Source organism: Jeotgalibacillus marinus (genome assembly GCF_040801915.1).
Classification (GTDB): Bacteria; Bacillota; Bacilli; order Bacillales; family Jeotgalibacillaceae; genus Jeotgalibacillus; species Jeotgalibacillus marinus.
The window spans coordinates 1-461 of the sequence record NZ_JBFMIA010000091.1 but is presented as its reverse complement, the minus strand read 5'-3'; the positions used below and the strand labels follow the sequence as shown (position 1 = coordinate 461).

At 52.9% G+C, this 461-nt stretch carries 3 tRNA genes; all 3 read right to left on the bottom strand.

Annotation, left to right across the window (positions count from 1 at the left end):
* Nucleotides 1-141: 141 nt before the first annotated feature.
* Nucleotides 142-214, bottom strand: a tRNA-Val gene (locus AB1471_RS17100).
* A gap of 9 nt (nucleotides 215-223) precedes the next feature.
* Nucleotides 224-298: transfer RNA gene (locus tag AB1471_RS17095), tRNA-Glu, on the bottom strand.
* Between the two features lie 16 nt (nucleotides 299-314).
* A tRNA-Ser gene (locus AB1471_RS17090) sits at nucleotides 315-406 on the bottom strand.
* Nucleotides 407-461 lie beyond the last annotated feature (55 nt).

Sequence of the window (461 nt, the reverse complement as noted above, 5' to 3'; positions counted from 1 at the left end):
CCTGCGACCTTCGGGTTATGAGCCCGACGAGCTACCGAACTGCTCCACCCCGCGTTAATATGTATATGTTCGATTTGATTGTTTCATGAGAAGTAAGATGCTGATTCATCAACACCTTCTCACGACGCGTGTTAAATCGAATGGAGAATGACGGGCTCGAACCGCCGACCCTCTGCTTGTAAGGCAGATGCTCTCCCAGCTGAGCTAATTCTCCAAGTTATCTTGGTGACCCGTACGGGATTCGAACCCGTGTTACCGCCGTGAAAGGGCGGTGTCTTAACCGCTTGACCAACGGGCCTTTGAAGCGTGTAATCTGGCGGAGAACAAGGGATTCGAACCCTTGAGACAGCGGTAGCCGCCTACACGATTTCCAATCGTGCTCCTTCGACCTCTCGGACAGTTCTCCATGGCTCCACAGGTAGGACTCGAACCTACGACCGATCGGTTAACAGCCGATAGCT